The sequence below is a fragment of the uncultured Devosia sp. genome, assembly GCF_964244875.1.
In the GTDB taxonomy this organism is placed as follows: Bacteria; Pseudomonadota; Alphaproteobacteria; order Rhizobiales; family Devosiaceae; genus Devosia.
Map to the genome: position 1 here is coordinate 235800 of NZ_CAXTKA010000002.1, position 25600 is coordinate 261399.

The window sequence follows — 25600 nt, forward strand, 5'->3', positions numbered from 1 at the left end:
GTTTCAGGAGCGCAGCCGCTGGGCTGGACCGACGAGCGCGTCGAACTTCTCAAGAAGCTCTGGATGGACGGCCTCAGCGCCAGCCAGATCGCGGGCGAACTCGGCGATGGAGTGACGCGCAATGCGGTGATCGGCAAGGTGCATCGGCTCAAGCTTTCAACCCGGGCCAAGCCCACCAATGCGGCCCCGCGCACGCGTCCGGCCGTGCGCCCCGCGCCGCGCCGGGTCTCGAGCCCGGCCTCGAGCATCGGCAATGCCATGGCGGGGATGAACAAGGTTCGCGCCAGCATGAACAGCCGGCCGCAGACCATGGGCGCTACCGCCCTGGCGGCCAGTCCCGAGGTCGAGACCCAGCTTTATGTCGCGCCGGCCAGCCAGGAAATGTTTATCCCCGAAGACAAGCGGCTCAGCCTGTTGCAATTGACCGAAGCCACTTGCAAATGGCCGATCGGCGACCCGCTGGCCAAGGATTTCTACTTCTGCGGCGGCCACGCGCAGGACACCGGCCCCTATTGCGAATTCCATGCCCGCAAGGCCTATCACCAGGTCGACCGCAAGCGGCGCTGATCCTTTCTCCCGACCAGGGCGCCCCGCGGGGCGCCCTTTTCGTTTGGTGCGCTCGCGGCATCATAATTTGGCGCCAGTGCCCGCCCCATAGCGCAATCCATCGACCAGCAGCGCCACCATGCGGCGCGCCTGGCCAAGCTCGCCATTGGGGGCGGATCGGCTGAGCCCGCCGACAGCTTCAAGCAGATCATCCGGATCGGTATCGCCGCGAATTTCGCCAGCGGCGGCGGCAGCATCGAGCAGGGTTTGCAGCGCCGGGCGTAGCCGTTGGGAAAAATAGGCCGGCAGGGGTTCGAACACCGGGTTGCCCGAGTGGAGCGCCGCGGCAAGCCCGCGTTTGGTGTTGATGAAATCCACATAGCGCTGCATCCATAGCCCCAGGGCCTCGCCGGGCGGATGGGCCCGGGCAAGCACCGGTGCAGCATCGGCGCAGGCATCGATCTCGTTGCGGAACACTGCCACCACCAGATCCATACGTTGCGGGAAATGCCGATAGAGCGTGGCGACGCCAACGCCGGCCTTTTCCGCAATCTCGCGCACCGGCGCATCGACGCCGGAACTCATGAACACTGCCATTGCCGCCTTGAGCAAAGCGTCAAGATTGCGTTGTGCATCGGCGCGCGGAGCCCTGGATTTGCCGGGCTCGCGTAGCGCACTCTCGCCTTTTGAAGGCACGTCCATGCTCATTGCAAAAGTTTCCACTTGTCAAAACGGAACAATGTTCCATATAAAGACGGAATGTTGTTCCGTTTTGTGTTTTAGCGCGAAGCGGCGCCATTGACCACAATGCACGTCAAAAAGGAAACGACCATGACTGATAACCGCATCGCCCTTGTCACCGGGGCAAATCAGGGCATCGGCCTGCAGCTCGCCAAGGAACTTGTCGCCAATGGCGTCACCGTGCTGCTCGGCTCGCGCAGTGCTGAAAAAGGCGAAGCGGCCGCCAAGGACATCGGGGCAGGCGCTGTTGCGATCCAGATCGATGTGACCGATGCAGCCTCCATCGCCGCCGCCGCCGAACGCATCCGCGCCGAGTTCGGCCGCCTCGACCTGCTGGTCAACAATGCCGGCATTTCCAATACCCGCAATGGCGACTTCGAGCTTGCCGAATTCAGCAATAACAGCCGCGCCAGCAATGCCTCGCTCCAAGAAGTCCGCGCCATCTGGGACACCAATGTGTTTGGCGTGCTGGCCGTGTATCAGGCCATGCTGCCGCTGCTGCAGCAGGGCGTCGCTGCCCGCATCGTCAATGTGTCGAGCGGGGTCGGCTCGCTGACGCGGAACGCCGATCCGGCCTTCCCCTATCGCTCGATCTTCGGCCCCGGCTACGCCGCCTCCAAGACGGCGCTCAATGCCATGACGCTGGCCATGATGATCGAACTCGAAGGCACAGGCATCAAGGTCAACCTGGTTTCGCCCGGTTTCACCAGCACGGCGCTCAACAATTACGCGGGCACCGAGTCGGTCGAGGACGGCTCGCGCGAAGTCGTGCGCGTCTGCCTGCTTGGTCCCGATGGTGCGACCGGCACCTTCACGGGCTGGAACAATTCGACGATTCCGTGGTGAGCAACGAGGCCGCAGGCGCCATGGCTTGACAGCCTCGGGCGTGGCTTCGACCTGGGGCAGCGTCGGTGCGCCCCCGGCATGTCACATGAACTTGCGGCCCGCCACCCAGATGCCCTTGATCACCGGCAGGCCATCGAGCACGCCTACCCGCAGCAAATCGGCGCGCAGACCGGGCGCGATTTGCCCGCGGTCGGCAAATCCCAGGATCGCGGCCGGACGGGCGCTGATCATGGCGATGGCGTCATGCAGTTCGAGACCGCGCTGGGCCAGGACGAAGGCGGCGTGCAGCATGCTGGCCGGGACATAGTCCGAGGTCAGGATATCGAGCAAGCCGTCATCGGCCAGCGCCAGAGCGCTGACATTGCCGGAATGAGAGCCGCCCAGCACGACATTGGGCGCGCCCATGACGATGCTCATGCCCAAGTCGCGCGCCCGCCGGGCCGCTTGCGGGGTGGTGGGGAATTCGCTGATGGCGATGGCGTCGGCGTGGGCGCGCTCGACATCGTCGGGCGTGGTGTCGTCATGGCTGGCCATGGGAGTGGCACGAGCCTTGGCTGCGTCGGCAATCCAGGCGCGCGAGGGCGTCACATGCAGCGCCTGCATGGCCTGGCGGCCGGCAATATAGCCGTCCCATTCGGCATCGCTCCAGACATAGCCGCTCTTCTTGCGCCGATATTCGCGGTAGATGTTGACATCGTGCCACTGCCCCTGCCCCGGGGTGTGATCCATCAGGCTGACCAGGCGCAGCGCGGGATTGTCCATGTGGCGCGGCACCAGGTCGAGCAGGGCCGCATCGGACAGCTCGCAGCGGAAATGGAAATAATGATCGCTGTGAAGGAGGCCATCGGCCTTGGCCTGACTGATGGCATCGATGGCGGCGTCCAGCATGGCGCCGCGCTGGCCCTTGCTGTCGTAGTCGCCGATGGACAGCGAATCCAGCACCGTGGTGATGCCGGCGCCGAGCACCTGCCAATCGTGAGCCAGTACCGCCGCCAAGGACGAGGGCCAGCGGACTGCCGGGCGCGGGTGCAGGTGATGCTCGATATTGTCGGTATGCAGGTCGATGATGCCGGGCACAAGGAAATCGCCGTCGCAGTCGATGCCATGGTCGGTGCCGGCCTCGGGGCCGACGGCCAAGATGGTTTGATCCTCGATGGCGACCGAGCCGGTGATGGTGCGATCAGCCAGCACGATCCTGGCATTGCTCAGTGTCTGTCGCATCGATGATTGTGCCTATCTGATGGGAGAAGCGCGATTAGGACGCGATCGTGACGGGGCAATGACAAAGCCGCAGCTTTAGGCGCGGTCCGGTCAAAGCCAGGTCACGGCAGCAGGACGTCGACGCGCATGCCCTCGCCAGGCTTGCTCTTGATGACGAGCTGGCCGCGATGGCGATGCACGATGTGCTTGACGATGGCAAGGCCCAGGCCGGTGCCCTTTTTCTTGCGGCTGGTATCGGCATCGATGCGGTAGAACCGTTCGGTCAGGCGTGGCACATGTTCGGGCTCGACACCCGGGCCATGATCGGTGACGCTGACCAGATGCTGATAGCCCGGCCGCCCGGCGGGGGACAGCGCCACTTCCACGGTTTTGCCGTTGGCGCCGTACTTGACCGCGTTGTCGATCAGGTTTTCGAACACTTCATAGAGCTGGTTGCGGTCCCCGGTGGTGGTCGCCGCGCCTTCGGGCAGGCTCATGACGATCTCGACATTGGCGGTGCGTGCCTGGGTCTGCAGGCCCTCGCGCACCTCGCGCAGCAGCGCGGCGATATCGATGCTGCCGGTGGGGCGGATATGCTGGTGCATCTCGATGCGCGAGAGGCTCAAGAGATCATCGATCAACTTGCTCATGCGTTCGGCCTGACCGCGCATGATGACGAGAAACTTTTCGCGCGCTGCCGCGTCCCTCGACGCCGGCCCCAAAAGGGTATCGATAAAGCCCAGCAGGGAGGCCAGAGGAGTACGCAATTCATGGCTGGCATTGGCGATGAAATCGGTGCGCATGGCATCGACGCGCTTGAGTTCGGTCAGGCTCTGGAAGGTGACGATCAGCAGGCGATCCTCATCCTCGAACCATTCGGTATCGGGCCGCCGCAGGGGCGCGACGACGACCTTGTCCCAGGTTTCGGACGGCAGCGTTTCATGCAGTTCGAACGTGCGCACTGCCCCGCCCCGGCCGGCGCCGTCGATGGCCTGGACCAGGTCGGGATTGCGCAGCACGAAGGTGACGGGATTGCCCGGGATGACGTTAGGAAACTTGCGCGTCGCCGCCATATTGGCATGGATCACCACGGCGCGCCGGTCCAGCAGCAGGCAGGGATCGGTCAGGGCGTCGGCAAAGGCGGCAACGAACTGAGTGCCATCGCCGGGCCCGCTGGCGACCGGCACCATGGTCTCGATCCGGATTTCGGTGCCCGGCAGCAGGCTTGCCACCAGCGCCATGGCGGCAAACGCCAGCGCGGCATGGGGCCAGGCCAGGGATGCCGACAAGACCAGCGCGATCAAAATACCCGCGAGCACGGCCAAGAGCGTGGCGTGGCTTGCCAGGCGGCTGAGGGCGCTCACGGCGGGACGGCCGCGCGGGGAGAAACTGCGATCGACCATGAAGACCGTAAACAAACCAAAGCGGCGGGCGCCACTTGCACATCGTCGGTCTTCATAGCACGTTGAATGCGACAAGGGAGAGACAGGTGAGCGATCCGTTCGACGACTTCGATATCGAAAACCCCAAGCTGCCCAAGGCGATCAAGAAGAAGGCCATGGCTTCGGGGGGCTATCCTTACGAGGATAAGCTGGATTGGGGGGTTTACGAAGCCGAAATGCTGGAGCTGCAAAAGCAATTGGTGCTGCTGCAGGCCCATCTGGCCAAAACCGGCGAACGGGTGATGCTGGTATTCGAGGGGCGCGACGCCGCCGGCAAGGGCGGGACCATCAAGACCTATCTGGAAAACCTCAATCCCCGGTTCAACCTGATCGCCGCGCTGCCCAAGCCCAATGACCGGGAAAGCACGCAATGGTACTTCCAGCGCTATATCGACTGGTTTCCCGCGGCTGGAGAGACGGTGTTGTTCGACCGCTCCTGGTACAACCGGGCCGGCGTCGAGCGCGTGATGGGGTTTTGTACGCCCGAGCAGACCGAGCATTTCCTGGACGAAGCGCCCGAATTCGAGAAGCGCATCACCAATGACGGCATCCATCTGTTCAAGTTCTGGCTGTCGATCGGGCGCGAAATGCAGCTCAAGCGCTTCCATGACCGGCGGCATGACCCGCTCAAGGTGTGGAAACTGTCGCCGGTCGACCTGGAGGCACTGGGCAAATGGAATGCCTATTCCCAGGCACGCGACGAGATGCTCAAGCGGACCGACCACAAGCATGCCCATTGGACCATCATTCGCGCCAACGACAAGCGGCGCGGCCGGCTCAACGTGATCCGCACGGTGCTGGACCGGCTCAGTTATTCGGGCAAGGATGCAGACGGTATCGGCAAAATCGATCCGCAAATCCGCTTGAGTGCCGAGGCTTTCCTGGCGCTGGACGGGGTGGACGCGGCATAGCGGCGCCGATTATCCACAGTGCCCTTTGACAGTTGTGGCAAAACACTTTCATCTGTCATTAATCTTTCGCATGCCGGTGAGGGCCGGCGCTGAAGATGGGGAATCCGGATAAACGATCCGGCTGGGGCACACCATGTTTGACGAACGCGCAGACACTCGCCTCGAGGCGAGCCAGCTGCCGCCGGCAATCACCATCAATGGGCAGGGGCGCTCGCCCTTCGTTGTGGTATGCGACCATGCGTCCAACCGCATGCCGGAACGCTATGGCGATCTGGGGCTGTCTCTGAGCCAAAGACTGATGCATATCGCCTGGGACCCGGGTGCCCTGTCGGTATGCCAGCGCCTGGTCGAACTGCTCGATGCGCCGCTGGTACATTCGACCGTGTCGCGCCTGATCATCGATTGCAATCGCGAAACAGACTCGCCCGAACTGATCCGCACCCTGTCAGAAGACAGCGTGATCGCTGCCAATATCGGGGTGAGCGCCGAGGAGCGGGCGCGGCGGATCAAGGATTATCACGCACCCTTCCATGAGGCGATCGAGTCGCTGCTGGAGCAGCGCGCCAGTGCGGGGCTGCGCACGGTGCTGGTGTGCATGCACTCCTTTACCCCGGTTTACCTAGGCGTGCCGCGTCCCTGGCCGATCGGGCTGATCCATGGTCGGGACACCGGCTATACGCGGGCGCTGCTGGACGCGCTCAAAAACGACGCGCCGGAGCTCAATGTCGGTTGGAACCAGCCCTATGCGGCGCTCAATGGGGTGACGCTGACGCTGGAGCGCCATGGCGACAGGCGCGGGCTGGACGCCACGATGATCGAATTGCGCAATGACGAAATTCTCGAACCGGCCGGGGTTGCCCTCTGGGCGAACCGGCTGGCCCGCTGCCTGACACAAGCGCATGCGGCGCAGAACCGGGCGGCGGCAGGCTAGACGAGCAGATTGGGGACGCAACACAGGGGCTTGGACGATGACGGACAGCAAAAGAATGGGCAGCGTTGCCTATGCGACGCGCGACAAGGATTATTTCGAAAAACGCGGACTGACCCGCTATGCGGGGATCTGGCAGCTCTGGGCGCTGGGGGTCGGCGCCGTGATCTCGGGGCATTTCTCGGGCTGGAACTTCGGCTTCATGACCGGTGGCTGGGGCGGCATGCTGGTGGCCGGCGCCATCATTGGCGTGATGTATCTGGGGCTGGTGTTCTCGATCGCCGAGATGAGCCCTGCCCTGCCCCATACGGGAGCGGCGTATTCGTTTGCCCGCACCTCGATGGGTCCCTGGGGCGGGTTCGTCACCGGGCTGTTCGAGAACGTCGAATACGTGCTGACGCCGGCGGTCATCGTCACCTTCATTTCGGGCTATTTCGGCTCGATCACCGGGATCGATCCGGCGCTGTACCCGATTTTATGGATCGTATTCTATGCCATATTCCTCGCGCTCAACATCTATGGGGTGGCGCTGTCGTTCAAGGTGACGCTGGTGGTCACGCTCATTTCGCTGGCGGTGCTGGTGGTGTTCTGGATCAGCGCCATCACCCACATGGATTTCGGGCGCTGGGCGCTCAACATCGGGGCGGGACCGGATGGCAAGCCGGTGGAATTGCCCGAGGGCAATGGATCGTGGTTCCCGTTCGGGTTTTCCGGGGTCCTGGCGACGTTGCCCTTTGCGGTGTGGCTGTTTCTGGCCATCGAGCAATTGCCGCTGGCGGCCGAAGAATCGGTCGATCCAAAGCGCGACATGCCGCGCGGCATCATCCTAGGGTTTGGCACGCTGCTGGTTTCGGCCTTCATGATCGTGCTGCTCAACCCATCCGTCGCGGGGATCGGATCGTTTGCGCTGGGCACGTCGCTGGAGCCGCTGCTGGACGGATTTCGCGCCATTTACGGCGATAGCGGCGCCGTGGTCCTGGGCATCGTGGCGCTGACGGGGCTGATCGCCTCGTTCCACACCATTCTTTATGCGCAGGGGCGGCAAATCTTCTCGCTCAGCCGGGCGGGGTATTTCCCTTCGGGATTGTCAGTCACCCATCCCAAATACAAGACGCCGCACGTGGCCATGGTCACCGGGGCGCTGGTGGGGCTGGCGGTGATGCTGATCATCTGGTTCGCCAATGGCGGGGGCGGCACGGGGGAAACCCAGCTTGGCGATGACATCATCGGCACGGTGCTGCTCAACATGGCGGTGTTCGGGGCGATGCTGAGCTACATCATGCAGGCGCTCAGCTTCATCCTGCTGCGGCGCAACCAGCCCCAGATCGAGCGGCCGTTCAAAAGCCCGCTCGGGATTGGCGGAGCGGTGGTCACCATCGTTATCGCAGCGGTTACGCTGGGCTACCAGATGCAGGACCCCAATTTCTTCAAGGGCGTGATCTGGGTGGTGCTGTGGTGCGCAGTGGGCGTGGCCTATTTCGCGGTGATCGGCCGCAGCAAGCTGATCCTGTCGCCCGAGGAAGAATTCGCGCTGGAACACCAGAAGGCATGATCCATAAGGGCCGCGGTGCGCCGCGGCCCCATCATTCCGTAACGCCGGGAACAGTTTACCATGGCCGCCTATTCGCTCGACGCGCTGCGCACGGACATCGCTGCCGGGACAATCGACACCGTCCTTGTGGCCTTTCCCGACATGCAGGGACGGCTGATGGGCAAGCGGCTGCAGGCCGAATACTTTCTCGAGACCGCCCATGACGAAACCCATGGCTGCGATTACCTCCTGGCCGACGACATCGACATGGAGCCGGTGCCCGGCTACGAGGCTGCCAATTGGGGCAAGGGCTACGGCGATTTCGTGCTGAAGCCCGATCTGAGCACGCTGATGAAGGCCAGCTGGCTGGAGGGCACGGCGCTGGTGCTGTGCGATCTGTTCGATCACCACCATCACGCGCCTATTCCGCACAGCCCGCGCGCCATTCTGAAGCGCCAGATCGAGCGGCTGGCGGCGATGGGCTATACCTGCAACGCCGCGACCGAGCTGGAATTCTACCTGTTCGACGACGATTTCCGCACAGTACACGAGAAGGGCCATCGCAACCTTCTGACGTCCGGCTACTATATCCAGGATTACCACATCTTCCAGACCAGCAAGGAGGAAGGGGTGATGCGCGCGCTGCGCAAGCATCTGCAGGCTTCGGGCATTCCGGTGGAGAGCTCCAAGGGCGAGTGGGGGCCGGGGCAGGAAGAAATCAACGTCAAATATGCCGATGCGCTAACCATGGCGGACCGGCATGTGGTGCTCAAGAACGCCACCAAGGAAATCGCCTATGCGCAAGGCAAGGCGGTGACGTTCATGGCCAAGTGGGATTATGACCTGGCCGGCTCGTCGAGCCATATCCACATGTCGCTGGCCGACGGGACTGGCAGGCCGGTCTTCGCCGATCCGGACGCGAGGTACGGCATGAGCCAGACCATGGCCCATTTCATGGCCGGGCAGATCGCCCATGCGCGCGACATCACCTATTTCCTGGCGCCCTACATCAATTCCTACAAGCGGTTCCAGGCCGGCACGTTTGCGCCCACCAAGGCGATCTGGAGTTCGGACAATCGCACCGCCGGCTTCCGGCTGTGCGGGGAGAACAGCAAAGCCATCCGGGTGGAATGCCGGATCGGCGGGGCGGATCTGAACCCCTATCTGGCCATCGCCGCGCTGATCGCCGCCGGCATCAAGGGCATCGAGGACAAGCTGCCGCTGGAGCCGGCTTTTGTCGGCGATGCCTATATCACCGAGACGCTGCGCGAAATTCCCAAGACGCTGCGCGAAGCGACCGAAACGCTGCGCCACTCGGTGCTGCTGCGCGAGGTGTTCGGCGAGGATGTGGTGGGCCATTATGTCCACACGGCGGAATGGGAACAGTTCGAATACGATCGCCGCGTGACCGATTGGGAACTCAAGCGCGGGTTCGAACGGAGCTAATTGCAATGTTACCAACACCGCGTCATTCCCGCGCAGGCGGGAACCCATTCTTTTGTTGACGCAGTCCCATCGACAGAGTGGATTCCCGCCTGCGCGGGAATGACGCCGTGGAATTGAAGGGTAAGCCATGACGGAGACGGTTAAAATCATCTCGCCCATCGATGGCAGCGTCTATGCCGAGCGGGCGGCGGCCAGCTGGGCCGAGATCGATGCTGCGGTGAGCCGGGCCAAGGCGGCACGGCGGGGATGGGGCGAGGTGACGGTGGCGGAGCGGGCCAAGATGATGGGCCACTTCGTCGATGCGCTGCTGGCGATGAATGAAGAGATCGTGCCCGAACTGGCCTGGCAAATGGGCCGGCCGGTGCGGTATGGCGGGGAAAAGCGCGGCGTCGAGGAGCGGGCGCGGCACATGATCGAGATTGCCCAGGCGAGCCTGGTGCCGGTGGAGAAGCCCGAGAAAGCAGGGTTTTGGCGCTATATCACACGCGAGGCGCTGGGCACGGTGATGGTGATTGCGCCGTGGAATTATCCATTCCTGACAGCGGTCAATTCGATCGTGCCAGGGCTGATGGCGGGCAATACGATCATTCTCAAGCATGCCAGCCAGACGCTGCTGGCGGGCGAACGATTTGCCCAGGCGAGCCAGCAAGCCGGATTGCCAGATGGGGTGTTCCAGAACCTGGTGCTGGGTCACGCGGACACCGAGAAACTGATCGGCTCGGGCGCGATCGACCACGTCAACTTCACCGGCTCGGTCGAAGGGGGTCGCCGGATCGAAAAGGCCGCCGCGGGGACATTCGCCACGCTTGGCCTCGAACTGGGCGGCAAGGACCCGGCCTATGTGCGCGCCGATGCCAACCTGGACCATGCAGTAGAAAACCTGGTGGACGGCTCGTTCTTCAATTCGGGGCAGAGCTGCTGCGGGGTGGAACGCATCTATGTCGATGCACGCATCCATGACGGGTTCGTCGAGCGCTTCGTGGAGGCAGCCAAGGGTTGGACACTGGGCAATCCGCTCGACGCCGGGACCGTGGTCGGACCGATGGCGCGGGGGAGTTTTGCCGATCATGTGCGCGGGCAGACGGCGGACGCCGTGCGCGACGGGGCAAGGCGGCATTTGAATGGTACGCACGCACGCGACAAGGCCGGCTCGCCCTATCTGGCGCCGGAGGTGCTGACCCAGGTCAATCATCAGATGAGCGTGATGCGCGAGGAGAGTTTCGGGCCGGTGGTGGGGATCATGAAGGTGGGCGACGACGCCGAGGCGATCGGGCTGATGAACGACAGCCCCTATGGGCTGACGGCCTCGATCTGGACTGCGGATCTGGATGCGGCGGCCCGGATCGGCACACGGATCGAAACCGGCACGGTGTTCGCCAATCGGTGTGATTATCTCGATCCGGGACTGGTGTGGACCGGGGTCAAGGATACCGGCAAGGGTGGCGCGCTCAGCGAGATCGGCTACGCTAATTTGACCCAGCCGAAGAGTTATCATTTGAAGCACGGCTAGGGCCACGCCCTCGTGGTTCGAGGGTCGCTGCGCTCCCACCTCACCATGAGGGCTACTGGGAGCTCGATTCCGAGTAGCCCTCATGGTGAGGTGCGAGTTCTTCACGAGCCTTGAACCACGAGGGCGTGCCACCGGAGGCCACATGACCAAAGCCAACTGGAACTACCCCACCGCCATCAAATTTGGCCCCGGCCGCATCGCCGAATTGCCCGAGGCGCTCAAGACGGCCGGGATCAGCAAGCCCCTGCTGGTGACCGATGCGGGGCTCGTCAATCTGCCGGTGACGCAGAGCACCCTAGCGCTGCTGAAAGCTGCCGGGATCGATGTTGGCGTGTTTGCCGATGTGAAGCCGAACCCCATTTCGGCCAATGTCGAAGCCGGCATCGCGGCGCTACGGGCCGGCGGCTATGACGGGGTGGTCGCCTTTGGCGGCGGCTCGGGGCTCGATTGCGGCAAGGTCATCGCCTTCATGGCGGGCCAAACCCGGCCGATGTGGGAGTTCGAGGATATCGGGGACTGGTGGACCCGCGCCGATCCCCAGGGCATCCTGCCGATCGTGGCGGTGCCGACCACGGCGGGAACAGGCTCGGAAGTGGGGCGCGCCGGGGTAATCACCGACGAGGCGACGCATACCAAGAAGGTGATCTTTCATCCGCTGATGATGCCCAGGCAGGTGATTGCCGATCCGGAGCTGACCGTGGGCATGCCGGCCTTCATCACCGTGGGCACGGGCATGGATGCCCTGGCGCACTGCCTCGAAGCCTATTGCGCGCCCGGATACCATCCGCTGGCGGACGGCATCGCCATCGAGGGGATCAGGCTGGTGCTGGAAAACCTGCCCAGGGTCTATCGCGATCCCAACGATATCGCGGCGCGCGGACATATGATGAGCGCCGCGGCAATGGGGGCAACGGCGTTCCAGAAGGGGCTGGGTGCCATCCACGCACTGAGCCATCCGGTGGGAGCGCTTTACGATACCCATCATGGCATGACCAATGCGGTGTTCATGCCCTATGTGCTGGCGGTCAACCGCACGGCCATCGAGCAGCGCATGGCGCGGCTGGCGGCCTATCTCGGGCTATCGCCCAGCTTCGAGGCGTTCCAGCATGCCGTGCTGGCGCTGCGCAGCCGGCTCGACGTGCCCAACACGCTGCGGGACTTGGGGGTGGATGACGCCAGGCGCGATCTAATCGGGGACATGGCGATCGTCGATCCGACGGCGGGGGGCAATCCAGTGGAATTGACCAAGGCGCGGGCGCTGGAGATTTTCGATCGAGCGCTGAACGGGTGGGTTTGAGGGGTTGGGTGCGGCGATATCGAGCATCAATGCAGCATCGTTCCCCTCACCCGGCGCTGCGCGCCGACCTCTCCCCGGAAGGGCGAGGTGAGCTGGTGCTGATCGGCTGGTCGGGCGAGGTGGTAGCGGGATGGCATAGTCGACACCTCCCCTCGAGGGGGAGGATCAAGGTGGGGGTGGACTGGCGCGGATATCGGGGCGCCCATACCCCCACTCAGCCTCCCCCTGACAGGGGGAGGGGTCGCGCTGTGCAAGCGGCAAGATCGTGCACAGTTCACAGGCTCCCTGGCGACAACCCGTTGTCCTAAGTTCCCGTAACCAAATACTGGCCCATGAACCACACTTCGCGGGCGAGGAACGGCAAAGTGGTTTGCCAGCTTTGGTAGCGGCTGGTGGGGGTTGGGGAGGGTTGGGCCATGATGCCCAAGCGGGCCGCGATCATCACGGCGCGGCGCATGTGCAGCGGATCGCTGACGACCAGCACGGTGTCGATGGCGTTCGCGGCCAGCACCGGCTTGGCGAAGGCGAGATTTTCGATGGTGGTGCGCGAGGCGTCTTCAAGCAGCACATCTGCGGATGCAATGCCTTGCGCCACCAGCCAGTTACGGCTTGCTTCTGCCTCGGTCAAGTCGTCCTCGGGGCTCAGGCCGCCGGTGACCACGATCTTTTGCACCTGGCCGGTCTGTAGCAAATCCGCCGCATGGCGCAGGCGTTCCCGCAAGACCGGGGTCGGGGTGGAGCCGATTACCGCCGCTCCCAGGACCAGCGCCGCGTCGGCCGTGCCGGGTGCGGTTTCGCCGGCAAAGCGCCAGATGTCGACGGCCATGCCTCCGCCGACCACAAGGACGAGGACGAGCAGGGCGATGAGCGCGCGGTAGATGCGGCGGGCTAGGCGCATGGTCGGAGCATGCTCAATTGCAAGGACACCTGCCTGCTATTGCGCCGAGCCGGGGATTGGGCGTTGGGAGCCCCTGCCCCGCAAAGCGATGCCGGCCATGGCTCTTGCCAGGAGACGACGCCGATCGGAAACAAACGAGCTTTGGACTAGGCCCATTCGCCCTGACGCATGACGGGCTCGGTGGTGCCATCGGCGTGGACACCGTCGATGTCGATCTTGTCCGACCCGATCATCCAGTCGATATGGATCAGGCTCTTGTTGCCGCCCTGGGCGAAAATCTGGTCCTGGCTCAATTCCTTGCCGCCGACGAAACAATCGGCATAGCACTGGCCCTGAGCGATATGGCAGGAGGCGTTCTCATCATAGAGCGTATTGAAAAACAGGATGCCCGAGGCGGAAATCGGCGAGGAATGGGGCACCAGCGCCACCTCGCCCAGGCGGCGCGAGCCCTCGTCGGTGTCGAGGACCTTGTTGAACACGTCCTGCCCCTTGCTGGCCTTGAGCTCGACCAGCCGGCCGTCCTCGAAGCGCCCCTGCATCTCCTCGATCAGCGAACCATTGTGCGATAGCGGCTTGGTAGCGGCGACATAGCCCGATACCCGCTCCCGATGGGGGGTGGTGAACACTTCCTCGGTCGGAATATTGGGATTGCAGGTGATGCCGTTCTTGGCTTCGGAGGCGCCGCCCTTCCAGCGATGGCCATCGGCGAGGCCCACGGTAAGGTCGGTGCCGGGTCCGGTATAATGCAGGGCGGCGAATTTCTTGCCGTTGAGCCAGGTCCAGCGCTGCTTGAGGTTGGCATTGTGCTCTTTCCAGGCGGCGATCGGATCATCGCGATCAACGCGGCTGGCGGCAAAGATGGCGTCGGCGAGCTTGCCCACGGCAACATCGTCGCCGTCATTGGGAAACACCAGCTTCGCCCAGGCCAGCGTGGGGTAGCTGACGATGTTCCAATTGATATCGAACCCGGTGATCAGTTGCAGGGCCGGCTGGTAGGCCGCCGAATTGGCGCGATTGGCGCGCGACACCTTGGCCGGGTCCTGCCCCGCCAGCATCATCGGATTATCACCCGAAATCGCCAGGCGCGCCGCATTGTTGCGATAGGCCTCGGCCATGCCGGCATAAAGCCAGCCGGCAGCCTTGTCGAAACTGGCGTCATTGCCGTGCTGGTAACGCATCAGGGTAGCCTGCTCATCGGAATAGATGGTGGTCACGAGACCCGCGCCGGCCTTGTAGGCATGCTCGGTGATGCGGCGCACCAGCGGCGCCGCGGTCATCGGGGCGGTGATGATGAGGTCCTGCCCCTGCGCCAATTGCAGGCCCACCTTGATGGCGACTTCGCCCAGCTTGTCGAGTTTGACGGGATCGATGGGGTTCGTCGTGGTCATGGGATCGTCCGAAGCAGGTGTTGATGGTGCGGGTACCCTAACGGGCGTTCGCGGCAAGGCAAGGGCAAGAATGGACATGCCAAAGCCGGCTGGAGCTGCTTTGGGAGAGAAGGATCGCGGGGATACACGAGCGAGGGTGTTTGCCCAAGGCTATTGCAATGCTGCAACACTTCTCACATGCCCGTGATTTTCCCGGTTGGCAAAGGTGAACTGTTTGGGTACAAACCGTCCACCGCAGCATATCGAAGTTCGGGGAGGCGTTATATGGCAGACATGTTTACCGGCGTCCCCATGGGCAAACCGCGACTTCGTCGCCGTTAGGTTCCCATTCGCGGCCCGCCCGGGTCATTGATCCCGGGCCGCTCGCGGTCTTTCCATCACAACCTATCCGATCTGACGGGATCATTTGGCTCCCGTCCCGGTTGTGCCCCTTTCTATCCAGTCTCGAAGGCCGGCGCGCGCAAAGCGGCCGGGTCATCATCATGTCGTCCAAAAAACTCGGATTTCGTGCCGACGCCTTTCGCAATGTGCTCGGCTTCACCTTTGGCTATTGGCGCCGCCAGCCGCTGCGCGCGCTCCTGATTGGTACGCTGGTGCTGCTGGCCACGCTGGCAGAAGCCCTGAGCCCCCTGTTTGCCGGCCGCATGGTCGATGCTGTCGCATCGGGCAATGGCCAGGATGGACAGGTCTGGGGCGCCGCGGTCACGGCATTCCTCGTCATGTCGGGGCTGTACCTGACCTCGGTGGTGCTGCGCCAGTTCGTGTTTTTCAACATCATCACCTTTACGCTGCACATCATGAGCAATGTGACGGCAAATGCGTTTCACCGGGTACAGCGGTTCTCGACCGACTGGCATGCCAACAGTTTTGCCGGCTCCACCGTGCGCAAGATCACGCGCGGCATGGGCGCAATCGACCTGCTCAACGACGTGCTGCTGACCGCCCTGCTGCCCTCGCTGACCATGCTGGTGGGGGCCTCGGTGATCCTGGGGCTGGCCTGGCCGGTGATGGGGCTGGTGGTGGGGCTGGGATCGCTGGTCTATGTGTTCGTGACGGTATGGCTGTCGGTCAATTTCGTGGCGCCGGCGGCAACGCTGGCCAATGCCTGGGACACCAGGATGGGCGGGGCGCTGGCCGATGCTGTCAGCTGCAATCCGGTGGTCAAGGCCTTTGGCGCCGAAACGCGCGAAGAGGCAAGGCTGACCCATGTGATCGGCAAATGGCGCAAGCGCACCCGCCGCACCTGGCAGCGCGGCACGCTCAATGGCGGGGTGCAGGGCCTGATGATGGCCATCATGCAAACGGCGATCCTGGGCACCGCGCTGTGGCTGTGGCAGCAAGGCGCGGCCACGCCGGGCGACATCACCTTCGTTCTGACGATGTTCTTCGTTCTGTCGGGGCATTTGCGCGACGTGGGCCAGCACGTGCGCAATCTGCAGCGTTCGGTCAACGACATGGAAGAGCTGGTGGCCCTGCACAGCCAGCCGCTCGGCATCGACGACAGGAGCGACGCCAAGCCGATCGCCATCGGCAAGGGGGCCATCGCCTTCGAGGCCGTGACGTTCCAATACGGCTCGCACAAGACGCCGCTCTACAAGGATTTCTCGGTGCGCATCGCGCCGGGCGAGCGGGTGGGGCTGGTGGGACATTCGGGATCGGGCAAGACCACGTTCGTCAAGCTGATCCAGCGGCTCTACGACGTCAATACTGGCCGCATCGTCATCGACGGGCAGTCCATCGCCGAGGTAACGCAGGCCTCGCTGCGCCAGCAGATCGCCATCGTGCAGCAGGAGCCGGTGCTGTTCCATCGGTCGCTGGCCGAAAACATCGCCTATGCCCGTCCGGGCGCCGGCAGAGCCGAAATCGAGCTGGCGGCGCGGCAGGCCTCGGCGCATGATTTCATCATGTCGCTGCCCAAGGGGTACGAGACCATGGTGGGCGAGCGGGGCGTGAAGCTTTCGGGCGGGGAACGCCAGCGCGTTGCCATCGCCCGGGGGTTTCTGGCCGATGCGCGCATCCTGATCCTGGACGAAGCGACCTCGAGCCTCGACAGCGAGAGCGAGGTGCTGATCCAGAACGCGATGGAGCGCCTGATGGTGGGCCGCACCACGCTGGTCATCGCCCACCGCCTGTCGACGGTGCGGGCGCTGGACCGGCTCCTGGTGTTCGACAAGGGGCGTATCGTCGAGGAGGGCAGCCACGAGAGCTTGATCGGGCTCAAGGGCGGTATCTATCGCCGCCTGTTCGAGCGGCAGGCGCTGGAGCTGACGCGCGGGCTCAAGATCGCCTGAGAAAGCGCCGGGACGTGAGTGGCGTCCCGGTTCTTCTGCTGGCGACATCGAAATTAGCGGTTTCATCGTCCCCTCGCCCCTCAGGGGAGAGGGCTAGGGTGAGGGGTGCGATGCTGGGATATAGCGCTGTATTGCAGCATCGCACCCCTCACCCGCCGCTACGCGGCGACCTCTCCCCTGAGGGGCGAGGTGAGCAGAAACATCGTGCCAGGAGAACGTTCAGACCACGTCGAGCGTCACGTCGAAACCGTTGCGGCTGACTTCGCTATAGGGGCAGATGATGTGGGCACGGCGCACCACGTCCTCGGCCGTGGCCTTGTCCAGGCCCGGCAGGTGCACCTGAAGCGCTGCCTGGATCCAGTAGCCTTCGCCATCGTCGCGGTCGCGGAAGCTGACTTCGGCGGTGACGGTGGAATCTTCCGCAATAACGGTCTTGCTCTGGCGGGCGGCGCCCTTGATGGCGCCGAGGAAACAGGCCGAATAGCCCACCGCGAACAATTGCTCGGGATTGGTGCCGCGGGCGCCATCGCCACCCAATTCCTTGGGCGTGGTCAGGGTGACGTCGAGCACGCCGTCATCGGTCGCGCCATGGCCTGCCCGCCCGCCGGTCGAGGTCGCCTTGGCCGTGTACATGATCTTCATTTTCGTCTCCCGATCTGGTTCGCCCGCAAACGAGGCATGCGGCTTGTAGCTTTTTTTCGTTGACACAACAGCGTCAGTCGCAGGCTTTTGAACATCAGGCAACGGCAAAACGCGCCCCGCTTTGCCCGAGATGTGACGAACACTGCCTTCGATCGGGCAGTGATGGTGGAAAATGGGCGTGTGACTATATCGAAGGTTACGCACTCAAGCCCGAGGCCATCATGATCGACGCCAGTATCCAGAGCGATGTTCGCTCCGCTCCCATCCTGCCGCTGAGCACGCGGCTGGGGCCGGTGCACATCGCCGTCACCGACCGCGCCAGGGCGTTGGCGATCTGGAGGGACGTGGTGGGGCTCGAGGTCCTCGCCGAGGCAGGCAATCTTTTGACGCTGGGTGCGGGCGGGGTGGCGTTGATCGTGCTGGAAACGGGGGCGATCCGCCCGTCGGTGCCCCGCACGATCGGGCTCTATCATGTTGCCATTCACGTGCCCACGCGCATCGCTTTGGCGCAGATGGCGGTGCGGGCGCTGCAGCACCCGGTGCGCATTTCGCCCACCGACCATCTGGTGTCCGAGGCGATCTACCTGTGGGACCTCGACGGCAATGGCATCGAGATCACCTTTGAAACGCCCTGGCGGGGGAGCCTGGCCGATCCGGCATTGGGGCATTATGCGCTTACCCGGGACGGCAAGCCGCATTCGGGGCGGGAGCCGATCGATCTGCAGGCTCTGTTGGGTGAACTTGACGGGCTGGAGGTGGTGCCGTCCGCCATGCCCGCAGGCACACGGGTGGGGCATGTGCATGTCCATGTCACCGACCTGCATCGGGCCATGACATTTTATCGCGACGTCATCGGCTTTGCGGGGTTGCTGCTCATCACCTCGTTCGGCATGGGGGATGTGGGGCTGGATTATGCCCCGCACACCATCGCCTTCAACACCTGGTCGGGGAGCAATGCCAAGCTGCCGCCCGCCGATGCTGCGGGGTTGCGCTGGTTCACGATCGTGGTGCCGGACATCGCGACGCTCGAGGGCGTCCGGGCGAGGCTGATGGCGGTGGGCGCTCCGGTATCGGCTGTCGCAGGCGGGATCGAGAGCCAGGACCCGTTCGGCAACCGCATCCAGTTGCTGAGCTAGAGCCCCCATCCCTCGTGGCGGGCAATACAGGTTTGGCGCGCAACCATGACTCCAGGCCGGCGTTCAACGGCAAAGGAGTGTGGCGTATGGAACCTTCAGGACCGTTTTTATGGCTCATCGCGCTGGTTGGTGGCCTTATCGTGCTCGGCTTGGCCATGGCCTATGGCATGTCGCGCAATAGCACCCGGACGCCGGGCGAAAAGCAGGTTACCGAGGACGCGACCCGGGCGCGCTACGACGCCGACGACAAGGATCATTCCTAAGGCGCGCGATCAGGCAGAGCCCAACAGGCCCGGATCGACCAGGGCGCCGCGCTGGCCGATGACGATGCCGGCAACACGGTGGGCGGCAGCGGCCGCCTGCTCCAGCGATTGGCCGGCAAGCCGCGCCGACAGATAGGCGCCATTGAAGGAATCCCCGGCTCCGGTCGCATCCACCATGACCGCGCCGGGCTGGGGCGCTACCTGCACGTGCTCGGTGGCGGTGGCGATCACCGCCGGATGGGCGCCATCCTTGACCACGACTTCGGCGACACCCAGATCCAGATAGCGCCTGGCGGTGCCTTGAGCGTTGGCATCGCCAAACAGCGGCGCTTCGTCGCTGTGGGTGGGCAGGACGATATCGCACAGGCTCGCCGCTGCCGTCAGGGTCGAGCCCATCACGCGCTCGCTGCTCCATAAGGCCGGGCGCACATTGGGATCAAAGGCGATGGTCGCGCCCGCTTCGCGGGCCTTGACAATGGCGCCGAGCAGGCGGCCGCGTGCCCGCGGATGCAGGATGGCCAGCGTGATGCCCGAGAAATAGACCATGCTGGCGCCTTCGAGCGCCGTGGCCAGTGCCGCCTTGTCCTCGGCCATCAGCCGCGCCGCCGACTGGTCGCGCCAATAGGTGAAGTGGCGGTCGCCATGCTCCTGATGGATCATGTAGAGACCCGGACGGCGGCCCTTGACGGTGCCGATGAACTGCGTGCCGATGCGGTTGGCATCGAGAAATTTGCGCATGTCGCCGGAATAGCGATCCTCGCCCAGGGCGGTGAAATAATCCACCGACCAATCGGGTGGCAGCAGCGCGCGCATGTACCAGGCCGTGTTGAGCGTATCGCCCGCATAGCCCAGCCGGTATTGCCGGTCTTCCCCGCCCGCCATTTCGATCATGGCTTCGCCCATGCTCACGAACCGCTGTTGTGCCAAGCTCGGTTTCCCCGTTGCGTTGGGTGTTTATGCCGTCAAACCGGCTTGTGCCGCAAGCTTGCACGGCTGATTTTCCCGGCCTTCCATACAAGATCGGAAGGCATTATGGTGCGCCGCGATATTTGGAGATTCTGCCGCCATGAACCGCCTGAGCGCCAAGACCCTGAGCGGATCGCCGACGGCATTCGCCGTTCCCGATTATGACCGCGCCCGCGTGACGCCGGGCATCGTGCATCTGGGGATCGGCGCGTTTCACCGCGCTCATATGGCGGTTTATGTGGATGACCTGCTCAGGGACAGTCCCGACTGGGGCATTGTCGGGGCCAGCCTGCGGAGGCCCGATACCAAGGAAGCGCTGGAGCCCCAGGACGGGCTTTATACCATCGCGGTGCGCGACGCGTCGGGCACGAAGGCGCGGGTCATCGGCTCGATCCTGCGAGTGCTCGACGCCAATACGCAGCGCCGTGAACTGCTGGACCTGATGGCCTCGCCGGAAATCCGCATCGTGTCGCTGACCGTGACCGAAAAGGGCTATTGCTACGCTCCGGCGACCGGCGAACTCGACCCCGGCCATCCCGATATCGTCCATGACCTGGCCAATCCGGACGCCCCGCGCAGCGCGCCGGGGATGATCGTGGCGGCCCTGGCGCAGCGCCGTGCTGCCGGCATCGCGCCGTTCAGCGTGATGAGTTGCGATAACCTGCCCTCCAACGGGCCGACGACGAAGCGCATCGTGGCGCGTTTTGCCCAGTTGCGCGACCCGGAGCTGGGGGCCTGGGTCGCCGAGCACGTGGCGTTTGCCGGCACCATGATCGATCGCATCGTGCCGGCAACCGCCGATGCCGATCGTGCCATGATCACCGCGCTGACGGGATTGGAGGATGCCTGGCCGATCATGACCGAGCCGTTTACCCAATGGGTGATCGAGGATCATTTTCCCGCCGACCGGCCGCCGTTCGAAGCGGCCGGTGCGCAAATGGTGGAGGATGTCGAGCCGTTCGAGCGCATGAAGCTGCGCATGCTCAATGGCTCGCATTCGACCCTGGCCTATCTGGGTTATCTTGCGGGCCATCAATACGTGGCCGAGGCCATGGGCGATCCCGCTTTCGTGCGGCTGATCCACGGCTTGATGACGCAAGAGGCGATCCCGACGCTCGACATGCCCGGCGTCGACCTGGCCTCGTATCGCGACCAGCTGCTGGAGCGCTTCGGCAATCCGGCCTTGCAGCACCGGACCTGGCAGATCGCCATGGACGGCAGCCAGAAACTGCCGCAGCGCCTGCTCGGCACCATCCGCGACCGGCTCAAGGCGGGTGCCCCCATCGCCCATCTGGGCCTCGGAGTCGCCGCCTGGATGCGCTACGTCATCGGCATCGATGAGAACGGCGACAGCATCGACGTCAAGGACCCCATGGCGATGCGGATGATGGCGATTGCCGCCGGAGCCGGCGACGATCCGGAAGCGCTGTTCGAGGGGCTCGTGGCGCTGACCGAAATCTTTGGCACCGACCTGCCGGAGAACGCGGTGTTCCGCGACACGGTGGTGGAGCACCTGGAGAGCCTGTTCGAAGTCGGAGCGGCCCAGACGGTTGCCGCGCTCACACACACCTGAAATCCAGTTACGCCGTCCAGCCACCGTCGATGACGTGAATCTGGCCGGTCGTGTAGGTGGCGCCGGCCAGGTAAACCGCGAGGTCTGCGACCTCTTCGGGGCGGGCGATGCGGCCGATGGGCTGGCGGGCGATGAAGGCTTTTTTCGCCGCTTCGAAATCGCCGGTGGCGTGCCAGCGTTCGTGCAGCGAGGGAGAGTCGACCGTGCCGGGGCAGATGGCATTGACGCGGATACCCTGGGTGGTGAAATCGGCGGCAATGGATTTGGTCAGCCCGATCACGGCCGCCTTGGAAATGGAATAGGCAGCGCGGTTGGGCACGCCTTTGACCGAGGAGGCGACCGTGGCCATGTTGACGATAGCGCCGTCCCGGCGCTCCAGCATTTGGGGCAGCACGGCCTGGATGGTGCGGATCTGCGCCTTGAGGTTAAGGTCCCAGGCGAAATCGAGGTCGTTGTCGCTCATCTCCAGCACGCTGCCGGAATGGACCACGCCGGCGCAATTGAACAGGATATCGATGCGCCCTATTGCGGCCACGGCGGCGGCGACCGCTTCGGCCGACAGCACATTCAGGACGCGCGTGGTGACATCGGGCACCCCGTCCAGTTCCTCGAGCTTTTCGGCGTTGATGTCGGTGGCGATCACCGTGCAGCCCGCCTTGCGGAAGGCCTCGACCGAGGCGCGGCCGATGCCCTGGGCAGCAGCGGTGATGAGGACGATTTTTCCGGTCAGATCGGACATGGGGATTCCTGATTGGGTATTGGCACGGCTACGGGTATCTGGATGGTCGGGCGTGCCATGGTCAAGGGGCAGGCGCTGGCAATTGGCTGGTGACCGGTTACGATAGGCCCGCCCGACAGCGAAGGAATTGCGCATGCGCATCGTCGATACCCATCTGCACCTGGTCTATCCCGAGCGGTTTTCCTATCCCTGGCTGGCAGGAGCGCCGGCAATCAACCGGGCCTGGCCGGTGGAAACCTATTTTTCCGAAGCACGCGGGCTGGGGATCACCGGGGCGCTGCATATGGAGGTGGATGTGGCGGCTGCGGACATGATGGCCGAAACCGAATTCGTCTTGAGCTTGCCTGGCATCGTGGGGGCGATCGCAGCCTGCCGGCCCGAGGGCATGGGGTTTGTCGACCAGATTGAGCAGTTGAGCGAACATGCCCATGTCAAGGGCGTGCGGCGCATCCTGCACGAAGTGCCCGACGATGTGAGCCAGAGCGATCTGTTCGTGGAAAACATCCGGCATCTGCCCGACTACGATCTGAGCTTTGATCTGTGCCTGCGGGCCGATCAACTGCCGCTCGGGAGCCTTCTGGCGCAGCGGGCACCGGACGTGCAGTTCATCCTGGACCATTGCGGGGTGCCCAAGGTGGCCGCACAGGAGCGCGATCCTTGGCGGGCCTACATCAAAGACATCGCCAGGCTGCCCAATGTGGCGGCAAAGATTTCAGGGATCATCGCCTATGCGGGCGCGGACTGGAGCGTGGCGGACCTGCGCCCGTTCGTTGAACATGTCATCGAGAGTTTCGGTTGGGACCGGGTGGTCTGGGGGTCGGACCATCCGGTACTGACACCCAATGGCAGCCTGACACGCTGGGTCGAGGCGACGCGCGAGATCGTCACGGGCGCCAGCGCGGACGAGCAGGCCAAACTGTTTCACCGCAATGCGGAACGGATTTACGGGGTCTGACTCCTCGTCAAGCCCAGGATCGCGACGGGTGACCCCATCCATCTGGCACGGCGCAAATTTTGTGCCCGATGGCTTGAACCGGCCATCGGGCCGGCGCAGTGTCCCCAGCGTTAGACACAAGGGACTGTTCGCCATGGCCAACCCCGCCGACCGCATCGCGGTTTCCACCTGGTCGCTGCACCGCATGCTGGGCACCACCTATCCGCACAACCTGGACAGCCAGGCGATCGGGCCGGTGCAGGAGACCTATGGCGAGGGCAGCGAATCACTGCTCGATATTCCCTCGGCGATCGCCAACCGTGGCATCAACAGGCTGGAACTGGTATCGTTTCACCTGCCGAGCCACGATCCGATCTATCTGGGCGAGTTGCGCGATGCCCTGGCGACGGCGGAGGTCACGCTGCAGACGCTGCTGATCGATGCCGGCGATATCAGCGATCCGGCGACCAGCGCGCGCGACACCGATTGGGTCTGGCGCTGGATCGAGACAGCCAATGCATTGGGTGCGGAACGCGCGCGGGTAATCGCGGGCAAGCAGAAGCCGACGCGCGATGCGCTGGACCTGTCGGTCAAGGCGCTCACCACGCTGAGCGAGCGCAATGCCGGCTCGTCGGTGCGGCTGACGACGGAAAACTGGTTCGATCTGTTGGCCGAACCGGCGCAGGTGCACTACCTGCTCGACAAGCTGGACGGGCGGATCGGGCTCAATGGGGATTTCGGCAATTGGGGCGGCCCAAGCAAGTATGACGACCTGCGGGCGATATTCGGGCGGGCGGAAACCTGTCATGCCAAGGGCAGCTTCACCGATGGCAAGCTGGACGAGGCCGATTACGGGCAATGTCTGCAGGCGGCGGAAGAGGCCGGCTACAAGGGGCCCTATACGCTGATCTTTGATGCCGACGCGCCCAGTGAATGGGACGGGATCGAAATCGAGCGGGAATTCATCTTGGAAGTTCTGAGTAATTAGTCCAGCGGCTTGAGGTCGGCGAGCAAGGTGGGGATCAGCTCGCTCACCGTGGGATGGATGTGCACGGTGTGCTGCATGACCGTATAGGGTAAATCGCCGGCCATCAGTTGGAGCAGGGCGTGGACGACTTCGTCGCCGCCGATGCCCAGGATGGCGGCACCGAGGACGCGGTGGCTTTCGGCGTCGACCAGCACTTTCATCAGGCCCTGGGTTTCGCCTCTTTCGCGGGCGCGGCTGACCTTGGCCATGGGCATGGTGCCCATCAGCACGTTTTTGCCCGAGGCGCGGGCTTCGTGTTCGGACAGGCCGATGCGGCCCAAAGGTGGATCAATGAACAGGCCATAGACCGGGATGCGGTGGGCAATCGAGCGATTGCCGTTGTCGAGCAGGTTGTCGGCGACGATCTCGAAATCGTTGTAGGAGGTGTGGGTGAAGGCGCCGCGGCCATTGATGTCGCCCATGGCCCAGATGCCAGGCTGGATGGTGCGCAGATTGTCATCGACCGGGATGTAACCGCGCTTGTCGGCGGCAAGGCCGGCGGCGGGGAGGTCGAGATCGGCGCTGTTGGGCGTGCGGCCCAGTGCGATCAGCAGATGGCTGGCCTCGATAACGGTGCTGGCGGCCGTTCCGGTTAGATCAAGACGAACCCCCTGCCCGGCCTTGGCGACGCTTTGAACCGTGGTGTCGAACAGGAACGAGACGCCATCGGCTTCCAGAATCTGGCGGATGGCGGCCGAAATGTCCTCGTCCTCGCGCGAGGCGGGGCGCGATCCGCGTTCGATGATGGTGACCCGGGCGCCGAAGCGGGCGTACATCTGGGCGAATTCCAGGGCGATGTAGCTGGCGCCGGCGATCACCAGATGCTCGGGGAGCGTGTCGAGGTCCATCATGGTGGTATTGGTGAGATAGGGGACGTCCGAGAGGCCGGGCCAGTCGGGAATGCTGGGGGCGGCGCCGGTATTGATGAAAATCTTCGGGGCGGTCAGGGTGCGCCCGTTGACGGCTACCGCGTTGGGCGAAACGAACTGGGCCGAGCCCCAGATGACTTCGAGATGCTCGAGGCCACCCAGCCATTCGGTCAGGCTTTGCACCGAGGCATTGACCACAGCGTCCTTGCGGGCCTTGACCGCCTTCATGTCGACGGTGACCGGGCCGGTAATGTTCACGCCCCAATTGGCGGCATGGCGGGCCGACCAGGCCGCACGCGCGCTGGCCACCAGGGTCTTGGTAGGGGTGCAGCCATCGTTGATGCAGGTGCCGCCCAGATGGGTGCGCTCGATCAGAGCGGTCTTCCAGCCGGCTTCGGCCAGCTTTGCCGCAAGGAAAGGGCCGGACTGGCCGGCACCGATGATGATGGCGTCGAAGGTTTCGCTCATGGTGGGAC

General features: G+C 64.0%; 23 protein-coding genes. 14 read left to right on the forward strand and 9 right to left on the reverse strand.

The window, feature by feature from the left end; translation table 11 throughout:
- The first annotated feature begins 18 nt into the window (after positions 1–18).
- Positions 19–567 carry a GcrA family cell cycle regulator gene (locus ACFE8X_RS03600; RefSeq protein WP_375450294.1) on the forward strand — a complete coding sequence of 183 codons (549 nt, stop codon included), beginning with the start codon at positions 19–21 and terminating at the stop codon, positions 565–567.
- A 60-nt stretch (positions 568–627) separates the two neighbouring features.
- On the opposite strand, the gene ACFE8X_RS03605 is transcribed toward ACFE8X_RS03600, so the two are convergent.
- The gene (locus ACFE8X_RS03605; protein ID WP_375450085.1) at positions 628–1254 is read right to left on the reverse strand and encodes a TetR/AcrR family transcriptional regulator; all 627 of its coding nucleotides are present in this window, start codon (positions 1252–1254) and stop codon (positions 628–630) included.
- Positions 1255–1377: 123 nt separating this feature from the next.
- On the opposite strand from ACFE8X_RS03605, the gene ACFE8X_RS03610 reads away from it, so the two are divergent.
- Positions 1378–2133 carry an SDR family NAD(P)-dependent oxidoreductase gene (locus tag ACFE8X_RS03610; protein ID WP_375450086.1) on the forward strand — a complete coding sequence of 252 codons (756 nt, stop codon included), beginning with the start codon at positions 1378–1380 and terminating at the stop codon, positions 2131–2133.
- An 81-nt stretch (positions 2134–2214) separates the two neighbouring features.
- Here ACFE8X_RS03610 and ACFE8X_RS03615 read toward each other — a convergent pair whose 3' ends face one another.
- Both ACFE8X_RS03615 and ACFE8X_RS03620 read right to left on the reverse strand, forming a co-directional pair.
- Complete coding sequence (locus ACFE8X_RS03615; protein ID WP_375450087.1) at positions 2215–3354, reverse strand: alpha-D-ribose 1-methylphosphonate 5-triphosphate diphosphatase; 1140 nt, start codon at positions 3352–3354, stop codon at positions 2215–2217.
- Positions 3355–3455: 101 nt separating this feature from the next.
- Positions 3456–4736: an ATP-binding protein gene (locus ACFE8X_RS03620; protein ID WP_375450088.1), complete on the reverse strand. Its 1281-nt coding sequence runs from the start codon at positions 4734–4736 to the stop codon at positions 3456–3458.
- An 86-nt stretch (positions 4737–4822) separates the two neighbouring features.
- Here ACFE8X_RS03620 and ppk2 point away from each other — a divergent pair, with 86 nt between their 5' ends.
- The 6 genes from ppk2 to ACFE8X_RS03650 all read left to right on the forward strand — a co-directional run bounded on the left by ppk2 (position 4823) and on the right by ACFE8X_RS03650 (position 12398).
- The gene (gene ppk2 / locus ACFE8X_RS03625; protein ID WP_375450089.1) at positions 4823–5686 is read left to right on the forward strand and encodes a polyphosphate kinase 2; all 864 of its coding nucleotides are present in this window, start codon (positions 4823–4825) and stop codon (positions 5684–5686) included.
- A 133-nt stretch (positions 5687–5819) separates the two neighbouring features.
- Positions 5820–6617 carry an N-formylglutamate amidohydrolase gene (locus tag ACFE8X_RS03630; RefSeq protein WP_375450090.1) on the forward strand — a complete coding sequence of 266 codons (798 nt, stop codon included), beginning with the start codon at positions 5820–5822 and terminating at the stop codon, positions 6615–6617.
- Positions 6618–6654: 37 nt separating this feature from the next.
- Positions 6655–8166: an amino acid permease gene (locus ACFE8X_RS03635; RefSeq protein WP_375450091.1), complete on the forward strand. Its 1512-nt coding sequence runs from the start codon at positions 6655–6657 to the stop codon at positions 8164–8166.
- A 60-nt stretch (positions 8167–8226) separates the two neighbouring features.
- Positions 8227–9591, forward strand: a complete 1365-nt coding sequence (locus ACFE8X_RS03640) for a glutamine synthetase family protein (protein WP_375450092.1) — start codon at positions 8227–8229, stop codon at positions 9589–9591.
- A 127-nt stretch (positions 9592–9718) separates the two neighbouring features.
- Positions 9719–11101 (forward strand): aldehyde dehydrogenase family protein, encoded by a 1383-nt coding sequence (locus tag ACFE8X_RS03645; protein WP_375450093.1) that lies wholly within the window; start codon positions 9719–9721, stop codon positions 11099–11101.
- Positions 11102–11243: 142 nt separating this feature from the next.
- On the forward strand, positions 11244–12398 hold the full coding sequence (locus tag ACFE8X_RS03650; RefSeq protein ID WP_375450094.1) for an iron-containing alcohol dehydrogenase: 1155 nt from the start codon (positions 11244–11246) through the stop codon (positions 12396–12398).
- Between the two features lie 304 nt (positions 12399–12702).
- On the opposite strand, the gene ACFE8X_RS03655 is transcribed toward ACFE8X_RS03650, so the two are convergent.
- Positions 12703–13296: a YdcF family protein gene (locus tag ACFE8X_RS03655; RefSeq protein ID WP_375450095.1), complete on the reverse strand. Its 594-nt coding sequence runs from the start codon at positions 13294–13296 to the stop codon at positions 12703–12705.
- Between the two features lie 146 nt (positions 13297–13442).
- Positions 13443–14684 (reverse strand): aminopeptidase, encoded by a 1242-nt coding sequence (locus ACFE8X_RS03660; RefSeq protein WP_375450096.1) that lies wholly within the window; start codon positions 14682–14684, stop codon positions 13443–13445.
- 482 nt (positions 14685–15166) lie between these two features.
- Here ACFE8X_RS03660 and ACFE8X_RS03665 point away from each other — a divergent pair, with 482 nt between their 5' ends.
- Positions 15167–16975 carry an ABC transporter ATP-binding protein gene (locus ACFE8X_RS03665; RefSeq protein WP_375450097.1) on the forward strand — a complete coding sequence of 603 codons (1809 nt, stop codon included), beginning with the start codon at positions 15167–15169 and terminating at the stop codon, positions 16973–16975.
- Between the two features lie 219 nt (positions 16976–17194).
- On the opposite strand, the gene ACFE8X_RS03670 is transcribed toward ACFE8X_RS03665, so the two are convergent.
- Complete coding sequence (locus tag ACFE8X_RS03670; RefSeq protein ID WP_375450098.1) at positions 17195–17617, reverse strand: organic hydroperoxide resistance protein; 423 nt, start codon at positions 17615–17617, stop codon at positions 17195–17197.
- Between the two features lie 221 nt (positions 17618–17838).
- Here ACFE8X_RS03670 and ACFE8X_RS03675 point away from each other — a divergent pair, with 221 nt between their 5' ends.
- Together ACFE8X_RS03675 and ACFE8X_RS03680 are read left to right on the forward strand one after the other, a co-directional pair.
- Positions 17839–18753, forward strand: coding sequence for a VOC family protein (locus tag ACFE8X_RS03675; protein ID WP_375450099.1), 915 nt, complete (start codon positions 17839–17841; stop codon positions 18751–18753).
- Positions 18754–18839: 86 nt separating this feature from the next.
- Positions 18840–19016, forward strand: a complete 177-nt coding sequence (locus ACFE8X_RS03680) for a hypothetical protein (RefSeq protein WP_375450100.1) — start codon at positions 18840–18842, stop codon at positions 19014–19016.
- Positions 19017–19025: 9 nt separating this feature from the next.
- Here the strand turns inward: ACFE8X_RS03680 and ACFE8X_RS03685 are convergent, their stop codons facing one another.
- Positions 19026–19943: a sugar kinase gene (locus tag ACFE8X_RS03685; protein ID WP_375450101.1), complete on the reverse strand. Its 918-nt coding sequence runs from the start codon at positions 19941–19943 to the stop codon at positions 19026–19028.
- 139 nt (positions 19944–20082) lie between these two features.
- Between ACFE8X_RS03685 and ACFE8X_RS03690 the strand changes: the two genes are divergently transcribed.
- Positions 20083–21555, forward strand: coding sequence for a mannitol dehydrogenase family protein (locus ACFE8X_RS03690; protein WP_375450102.1), 1473 nt, complete (start codon positions 20083–20085; stop codon positions 21553–21555).
- Positions 21556–21562: 7 nt separating this feature from the next.
- Here the strand turns inward: ACFE8X_RS03690 and ACFE8X_RS03695 are convergent, their stop codons facing one another.
- Complete coding sequence (locus ACFE8X_RS03695; protein ID WP_375450103.1) at positions 21563–22294, reverse strand: SDR family oxidoreductase; 732 nt, start codon at positions 22292–22294, stop codon at positions 21563–21565.
- 133 nt (positions 22295–22427) lie between these two features.
- Between ACFE8X_RS03695 and ACFE8X_RS03700 the strand changes: the two genes are divergently transcribed.
- A complete protein-coding gene (locus ACFE8X_RS03700; RefSeq protein ID WP_375450104.1) occupies positions 22428–23249 on the forward strand; it encodes an amidohydrolase family protein in 822 nt (273 codons plus the stop codon).
- A 133-nt stretch (positions 23250–23382) separates the two neighbouring features.
- Positions 23383–24216: a sugar phosphate isomerase/epimerase family protein gene (locus tag ACFE8X_RS03705; protein WP_375450105.1), complete on the forward strand. Its 834-nt coding sequence runs from the start codon at positions 23383–23385 to the stop codon at positions 24214–24216.
- Here the strand turns inward: ACFE8X_RS03705 and ACFE8X_RS03710 are convergent.
- Positions 24213–25592 (reverse strand): FAD-containing oxidoreductase, encoded by a 1380-nt coding sequence (locus tag ACFE8X_RS03710; RefSeq protein ID WP_375450106.1) that lies wholly within the window; start codon positions 25590–25592, stop codon positions 24213–24215. The two genes, ACFE8X_RS03705 and ACFE8X_RS03710, sit on opposite strands and share 4 nt — an antisense overlap.
- Between the last annotated feature and the right edge of the window lie 8 nt (positions 25593–25600).